Annotated in this window: 6 protein-coding genes; 5 read left to right on the forward strand and 1 reads right to left on the reverse strand. The window is 75.9% G+C overall.

Going from position 1 to position 6,341, the window contains the following annotated elements:
- Window positions 1–598: hypothetical protein (locus G5C65_RS29040; RefSeq protein ID WP_206442393.1), on the reverse strand; the 598-nt coding region annotated here is incomplete at its 3' end.
- Window positions 599–924: 326 nt separating this feature from the next.
- Between G5C65_RS29040 and fmt the strand changes: the two genes are divergently transcribed.
- The 5 genes from fmt (at window position 925) to G5C65_RS29065 (ending at window position 6,288) form a co-directional block, all read left to right on the forward strand.
- Window positions 925–1,854, forward strand: a complete 930-nt coding sequence (fmt, locus tag G5C65_RS29045) for a methionyl-tRNA formyltransferase (protein ID WP_165302017.1) — start codon at window positions 925–927, stop codon at window positions 1,852–1,854.
- 208 nt (window positions 1,855–2,062) lie between these two features.
- Window positions 2,063–3,685: a transcription antitermination factor NusB gene (locus G5C65_RS29050; RefSeq protein WP_165302018.1), complete on the forward strand. Its 1,623-nt coding sequence runs from the start codon at window positions 2,063–2,065 to the stop codon at window positions 3,683–3,685.
- Window positions 3,686–3,741: 56 nt separating this feature from the next.
- Window positions 3,742–4,428, forward strand: coding sequence for a ribulose-phosphate 3-epimerase (gene rpe, locus G5C65_RS29055; RefSeq protein ID WP_165302019.1), 687 nt, complete (start codon window positions 3,742–3,744; stop codon window positions 4,426–4,428).
- Window positions 4,429–4,606: 178 nt separating this feature from the next.
- The gene (locus tag G5C65_RS29060) at window positions 4,607–5,605 is read left to right on the forward strand and encodes a sugar-binding transcriptional regulator (protein WP_165302021.1); all 999 of its coding nucleotides are present in this window, start codon (window positions 4,607–4,609) and stop codon (window positions 5,603–5,605) included.
- A 206-nt stretch (window positions 5,606–5,811) separates the two neighbouring features.
- A complete protein-coding gene (locus G5C65_RS29065; protein WP_165302020.1) occupies window positions 5,812–6,288 on the forward strand; it encodes a cation:proton antiporter regulatory subunit in 477 nt (158 codons plus the stop codon).
- Window positions 6,289–6,341 lie beyond the last annotated feature (53 nt).

Here is a 6,341-nt window from a genome sequence, read left to right on the forward strand (position 1 = left end):
CGCCGGTACGGGGTTCCTGCGGCGGGGCCGACGGCGCCGGGGGCTGCACCGGCATGGACCGCGCCGCCGGCACCGACGGGGTGCGCGCTGCGCCCGGCACGGCGCCGGTGCCCGCGCCCGGTACGACGGGCACCGGACGCCCCGGGGCGGGCACCGTCTCCGCCGGGCGCGGCCCCGGAGGCGTGCCGGCCGGCGCGGTCGCGGCGGCCGGGGCCGCGGTCTCGGCGGCCTCCGGGGAGGAGCGCGCGCTGCCGCGCCGCGAGCCGTAACGGCGGTGCACCGCCTGCTTGGTGACCCCGAGCGCCGAGCCCACCGCGTCCCAGGAGAAGCCCAGCGAGCGGTCGAAGTCGACCGCCGCGGTCACCAGCGTCTCGACGCTGTCCCTGAGCTCCTGGGCTAGCCTGACGGTCGGCGCCGGGGCGCGGCCGTAGACGACGAAGCCCGTGGACGGGCCGGTGCGCCGCGGGCGGTAGACGTTGCCGAGCTGCGCGGTGAGCGTACGCAGCGCGTCCACCTGGCGGCGGACCCGCTCGATGTCCCGCACCAGAAGATGCAGGCTGGCCCGCGCCTGGGCGTCGTGGGTTGCGTGGTCGGCCATGAAGAAGCCTCTCGAACCGGCTGGAAGGGGGGTGTTTGTGCTGTGCTGCGGAATCCGCACCACGGGCCGCGGAGTGCTGCTGAGCGACCCGATGCGACCCGATTCGGTCAATCTGACTTGACCAACGGCATAACGGTCGGTCTGGTCACGCTGCGGGGGCGCGGGGGAGGTGTTCGGAGGGCGCGCGGGGATCCGCACGCCCCTCGCGTCGGGAGCCCGCGCTGACCGTAAACTGGGGCGCCTTCCAGGCGCTTTCCGCCCTGCCGGCGCGGCACCCGGATGCCGCCCGCCCGTCACCGCCGTACGCGAGAGGTAGTTCGCCACCGATGAGGCTAGTCTTCGCCGGCACCCCCGAGGTCGCCGTCCCCGCACTCGACGCCCTGCTCGCCTCGGACCGGCACGAGGTCGCGGCCGTGGTGACCCGGCCCGACGCGCGGGCCGGGCGCGGCCGGCACCTCGTGCCCAGCCCCGTCGCCCAGCGCGCCGAGGAGGAGGGGATCGAGGTCCTCAAGCCGCGGCGCCCCCGGGACGAGGACTTCCTGGCCCGGCTGCGCGAGATCGGGCCCGACTGCTGCCCCGTGGTGGCCTACGGCGCGCTGCTGCCCCGCGTCGCGCTCGACGTGCCGCCGCGCGGCTGGGTCAATCTGCACTTCTCGCTGCTGCCCGCCTGGCGGGGCGCGGCGCCCGTGCAGCACGCGCTGCTCGCGGGCGACGAGGTCACCGGCGCCACCACCTTCCTGATCGAGGAGGGCCTGGACTCGGGCCCGTACTACGGAGTCGTCACCGAGGAGGTGCGGCCCTCGGACACCAGCGGCGACCTGCTCACCCGGCTCGCCTTCGCAGGCGCCGGGCTGCTCGCCGCGACCATGGACGGCATCGAGGACGGCACCCTGAAGGCCGTGCCGCAGCCCGAGGAGGGCGTCTCGGTCGCGCCGAAGATCACGGTGGAGGACGCGCGCCTCGACTGGGCGGCACCGGCGCTGCGCGTCGACCGCGTGGTCCGCGCCTGTACGCCGGCGCCGGGCGCGTGGACCGAGTTCCGCGGCGAGCGGCTGAAGGTGCGGTCCCTGGCCCTGGCCCCCGACGCGGACGCGCCGGGCCCCGGGGAGCTGGCCGTGGGCAAGAAGTCCGTCCACGTGGGCACGGGTTCGCACGCCGTCGCGCTGGACTGGGTGCAGGCGCAGGGCAAGAAGCCGATGCGTGCGACGGACTGGGCCCGCGGCGTCCGTATCGAGCCCGGCGAGCGCCTGATCTGACGCCTCGGCAGCCGGACCGGGGAGACCGGGCACCCGGTGCCGGGGTGCCGCTCTCCGGCGTGCGGCTGACACGCGGGTGACGTCCGGGCGAGGGGCGGACGGCGATACGGGGCCGCGGGGCCCGCCCAGGGCCTCCCGCCCCCGGCGCGGCCCGGCGTGGACGTAGGGTGGGAGACCACAGCACCCCATCCCCGGAGCACCTTTTCCCGTGAGCACTCGGTCACGACGCCCCGAGCAGTCCGCCGGCCCGACGCGGTCCCAGCAACCCGGGCAGTCCCGTCAGTCACGTCAGCCCCGTCAGTCCCGGCAGTCGAAGCCGCACCGCAGGCCCCGCCGGGACCCGGCGCGCACCGTCGCCTTCGAGGCGCTGCGCGCCGTGGACGAGCGCGACGCGTACGCCAACCTCGTGCTGCCGCCCCTGCTGCGCAAGGCCCGCGGAGAGCAGGGGTTCCAGGGCCGGGACGCGGCGCTGGCGACCGAACTCGTCTACGGCACGCTCCGCTGGCAGGGCACCTACGACGCCGTGATCGCCGAGTGTGTGGACCGGCCGCTGCGCGCGGTGGACCCGCCCGTCCTCGACGTGCTCTCCCTCGGCGCGCACCAGCTGCTCGGCACCCGCATCCCCGGCCACGCCGCGGTGAGCGCCACCGTCGAGCTGGCCCGCGCCGTGCTGGGCGACGGCCGCGCGAAGTTCGTGAACGCGGTGCTGCGCCGGATCGCCGCCGACGACCTCGACGGCTGGCTGGAGCGGATCGCGCCGCCCTATGACGCGGATCCCGAGGAGCACCTCGCGCTGCGCCACGCGCACCCCCGCTGGGTCGTCTCCGCGCTGTGGGACGCGCTCGGCGGCGGGCGCGCCGACATCGAGCAGCTGCTCGACGCCGACAACGAGCGGCCCGAGGTGACCCTCGTCGCCCGCCCCGGCCGGATCAGCACGGAGGACCTGCGGGCCGAAGCCGGGCGGGCCGTGGGGCCCGGTGAGTCCGTGGGGCCCGGTGAGCCCGGGGAGCCCCGGGAGCCCGGGGAGTCCGGCCGGTCTGATGCGGGGGCGGCGGGTTCCGCGGGCGCGGCGGAGACGCCGGCCGAGCCCGGACGCTGGTCGCCCTACGCCGTGCGGCTGGCCGACGGCGGTGACCCCGGCGCGCTCACCGCCGTGCGCGAGAACCGGGCCGGGGTCCAGGACGAGGGCAGCCAGCTCGTCGCGCTCGCCCTGGCCCACGCGCCGCTGGACGGCGGAGGCGACACCCGCTGGCTGGACGCCTGCGCCGGGCCCGGCGGCAAGGCGGCGCTGCTCGGGGCGCTCGCCGCCGGGCGAGGCGCGTCGCTGGTGGCCGCCGAGAAGCAGCGGCACCGCGCCGGCCTCGTCGCCCGCACGCTGGAGGGCAACCCGGGCCCGTACGCCGTGGTCATCGCGGACGGCACCCGGCCCGCCTGGCGCCCCGGGAGCTTCGACCGCGTGCTGGTGGATGTGCCGTGCACCGGGCTCGGCGCCCTGCGCCGCAGGCCGGAGGCGCGCTGGCGGCGCCGCCCGGAGGACCTCGCGGGCTTCGCGCCGCTCCAGCGGGCGCTGCTGCGCGAGGCCCTGCGTGCCGTGCGCGTCGGCGGTGTGGTGGCGTACGCGACCTGTTCCCCGCATCTGGCCGAGACCCGCGCGGTGGTCGACGATGTCGTCAAGGCCCTCGGCGCGGACGGGGGCGGCGCCGAGCGGCTCGACGCGCGGGAGCAGCTCCCCGGCGTCCCCGCGCTCGGCGCGGGGCCCGACATCCAGCTGTGGCCGCACCTGCACGGCACGGACGCGATGTACCTCGCGCTGCTGCGCCGCACCGCCTGACCGCCGCGGTTCGACCGCTTGATCGATCCGACCGCCCGAACGAGATACTTGGAGCCATGGCCCAGATCAACCCCAGCATCCTCTCCGCCGACTTCGCCCGGCTCGCCGACGAGGCCAAGGCGGTGGACGGCGCCGACTGGCTCCACGTCGATGTGATGGACAATCACTTCGTCCCGAACCTCACCCTCGGCGTCCCCGTCGTGGACGCGCTGCACAGGGCGACGGACACTCCGCTGGACTGCCACCTCATGATCGAGGAACCGGACCGCTGGGCCCCGCAGTACGCCGAGGCCGGGGCCGGGTCCGTCACCTTCCACGCCGAGGCCGCCGCCGCGCCCGTGCGGCTCGCGCGGGAGATCCGGGCCCAGGGTGCGCGGGCCTCGATGGCGCTGAAGCCCGCCACCCCGGTCGAGCCGTACGAGGACCTGCTGCCCGAGCTGGACATGCTGCTGGTCATGACGGTGGAGCCGGGCTTCGGCGGGCAGGCGTTCCTGGACATCATGCTGCCGAAGATCCGCAGGACCCGGCAGCTCATCGACAAGCACGGACTGCAGATGTGGCTCCAGGTCGACGGCGGTGTCTCGGCCTCCACCATCGAGCGGTGCGCGGAGGCGGGCGCGGACGTGTTCGTGGCGGGCTCCGCGGTCTACGGCGCGGACAACCCCGCGGCGGCCGTCGAGGCGCTCCGCCGGCAGGCCGAGGGCGCGGAGTACGGAGGTGCGCGACGCGGCCACGCGAGCTGAGGCGGCCACGACGGGCCGCCGGGGCCGGTCCGGTCCGCCGGACGCGGACCGGGTCCAGGACCGGGCGGATCTGCAAGGATGAACGCGCGGCGCGCGGGCGCCACGGACAGCGCGGACATCGCGGACAGGGCACGAGAGTAGTGAGGTGAGTGCGGTGTCGACGGGGCGAGCCACACGGATGGGACCCGCCGAGCTCATGCAGGCGGCGGCGATGGCCCGCCGCTTCTACCTGGAGGGGAAGTCCAAGATCCAGATTGCTGACGAGTTCGGGGTGAGCCGTTTCAAAGTGGCCCGGGTCCTGGAGACCGCCCTGGAGCACGACCTGGTGCGGATCGAGATCCGGGTCCCCGCCGAGCTGGACGCCGAGCGCTCGGACGCCCTGCGGGCCCGCTTCGGGCTGCGGCACGCGGTCGTGGTGGAGTCCCCCACCGAGACCGTGGACGACGCGGCCGACCCCGAGAACCTCGGAGAGGTGGCCGCCGGCCTGCTCGGCGAGCTGGTCACCGAGGGCGATGTGCTCGGACTCGCCTGGGGGCGCTCCACCATCCATATGGCCACGGCCCTGCGCCAGCTTCCGCCCTGCACCGTCGTCCAGCTGACGGGGGTGTACGACGCCGGGACGGCCGACCGCGGCTCCGTCGAGGCGGTGCGCCGCGCCGCCGAGGTCGCCGGGGGAGAGGCGCACCCGATCTACGCGCCCATGCTGCTCCCCGACAGCTCCACGGCGGTGGCGCTGCGCAGCCAGACCGGAATCGCCCGCGCCTTCGAATACTTCGACAAGGTGACCGTCGCGGCCGTCTCCATCGGCTCCTGGGAGCCGGGCATCTCCACGGTGCACGACATGCTCAGCCACGAGGAGCGCGACCACTACTCCTCCCTGGGCGTCGCCGCCGAGATGTCCGGCCACCTGTTCGACGCGGGGGGCCGCAGGATCGGGCGGGACCTGGGCGAGCGGTGCATCACCGTCGAGGCCGAGCGGCTGCGCCGGATCCCGGAGGTGGTCGCCATCGCGGGGGGCCACCACAAGGCCACCGCCATCGGCGCGGTGCTCCGCTCCGGCCTGGTCACCAGCCTGGTGACGGACACCGCAGCGGCCGACTGGCTGCTCAACGAGGAGCGGCCGGGGCCGGGCCCGGCGCTGGACCGCCGCGACCCCGACGAGGGCAGTGCGGCCTGAGCCGCACGCCCCGCCAGGGGCCCGCGCCGTCCCGGCGTCCCGGCATTCCGGCGTCCCGGCGTTCCGGCGGTCCGTCCCGGCTGTGACCTGGGCAGCCGTGTGGACAGGTGTACGGATGGCGGCGTTACGATCGAGCGGGTACCGCTCCCGCACAGCCGGTGCCCGAGCCGTCCGTCCACGAGGCCCGAGGAGGGCGACCGCCAGCCATGACGACCAAGAGCACCAAGCTTCCGGGGCTCGGCACGCAGTACGACATCGACACCCGCGCGGGCCGCCGCATCTCCGTCGTCGCCCACCAGGACGGCCGCCGGTTCCTGGGCTTCTACGACCCCGAGGACCCCGACGCCTGCCAGGCCACCGTGCCGCTCGACCGGGAGGAGTCCGAGTCGCTCGCGCAGCTGCTCGCCCCCGGTGAGAACCCCAAGCTGGGCACCTGCGAGCTGGATATCGACCTGGTCACCGTGCGCATCCCGCTCTCCGGCCAGTCGCCGTACAGCGGCGCGCTGCTGGGGGAGACCCGGGCCCGCACCCGTACCGGAGCGTCGATCGTCGCCGTGCTGCGCCGCACCGGCGCCGTGCCCTCGCCCGCGCCCGACTTCCGGCTGGAGGCGGGCGACACCCTGGTCGCCGTCGGCACCCGGGAGGGCGTCGACGAGCTGACCCGCATCCTCTCCGGCACCTGACGCGCGGCGCCCGCACCTCTCCCGGCGCCCGCCGGATCCGCTCCCGCCCCGCC

The organism is Streptomyces boncukensis (assembly GCF_011045075.1).
Classification (GTDB): Bacteria; Actinomycetota; Actinomycetes; order Streptomycetales; family Streptomycetaceae; genus Streptomyces; species Streptomyces boncukensis.

Coding starts and splice junctions, on each gene's coding strand:
- fmt (WP_165302017.1), top strand. CDS start 925: ATGAGGCTAGTCTTCGCCGGCACCCCCGAGGTCGCCGTCCCCGCACTC.
- rpe (WP_165302019.1), top strand. CDS start 3,742: ATGGCCCAGATCAACCCCAGCATCCTCTCCGCCGACTTCGCCCGGCTC.
- G5C65_RS29060 (WP_165302021.1), top strand. CDS start 4,607: ATGGGACCCGCCGAGCTCATGCAGGCGGCGGCGATGGCCCGCCGCTTC.
- G5C65_RS29065 (WP_165302020.1), top strand. CDS start 5,812: ATGACGACCAAGAGCACCAAGCTTCCGGGGCTCGGCACGCAGTACGAC.